Source organism: Sphingomonas sp. 10B4 (assembly GCF_035019905.1).
GTDB classification, from domain to species: Bacteria; Pseudomonadota; Alphaproteobacteria; order Sphingomonadales; family Sphingomonadaceae; genus Sphingomonas; species Sphingomonas glacialis.
In genome coordinates this window covers 1-269 of record NZ_JASJVC010000334.1, presented here as the reverse complement: position 1 = coordinate 269, position 269 = coordinate 1, and the positions used below count along the sequence as shown (strand labels likewise).

General features: G+C 55.4%; 1 protein-coding gene. It reads right to left on the bottom strand.

Annotation, left to right across the window (positions count from 1 at the left end):
• Positions 1-253 (bottom strand): GTP-binding protein (locus tag QN347_RS20025; RefSeq protein WP_253466679.1); only part of this gene is annotated, 253 nt, incomplete at its 3' end.
• Between the last annotated feature and the right edge of the window lie 16 nt (positions 254-269).

Genomic DNA, 269 nt, shown 5'->3' with positions numbered 1-269 from the left:
GGCCTGGGCAGTCAACGTGGGCGTAGTGACGGTTTGCTGTTTCATATTCAACGTGTGCGGTGTTGATCGTGATGCCGCGCGCTTTTTCTTCCGGCGCTGCATCAATCTGATCGTAGGCCTTGGCTTCGCCGCCGAATTTTTTCGACAGCACGGTTGCTATCGCCGCTGTCAACGTGGTCTTGCCATGGTCAACGTGGCCAATCGTGCCCACATTCACGTGCGGCTTGGTCCGCTCAAACTTGCCTTTTGCCATTGTAGACTCCTAACGA